At 70.8% G+C, this 274-nt stretch carries 1 pseudogene; it reads left to right on the top strand.

The window, feature by feature from the left end:
* Nucleotides 1-274, top strand: a pseudogene (locus tag SB816_RS31520) (alpha/beta hydrolase); the annotation flags it as partial.

Here is a 274-nt window from a genome sequence, read left to right as displayed (position 1 = left end):
CCGCTCGACGTCGTCGCGCACAGCATCGGCGGCTGCGTGCTCGGGCTCGCGGCGTCGAACGCGTGCGTGCGTAATGTGGTGACCGTCGGCGCGCAGTATGCGTACTGGCGCGATTATCGGCCGCAAGAGCGGCGGCGCATGTGGTTGAAGTGGCACGTCGCGATGCCGGCGCTCGCGGCCGTGTTCGGCTATGTGCCCGCGAAACGGCTCGGCTGGATGGAAGACACGCCGCGCGGCGTCGCGCTGTCGTGGGTGCGCGCGCAACCGCGCTTCG

It is taken from the genome of Achromobacter sp. SIMBA_011 (genome assembly GCF_046535435.1).
Classification (GTDB): domain Bacteria; phylum Pseudomonadota; class Gammaproteobacteria; order Burkholderiales; family Burkholderiaceae_B; genus Achromobacter; species Achromobacter dolens.
This window is presented reverse-complemented; position numbering and strand designations above follow the sequence as displayed.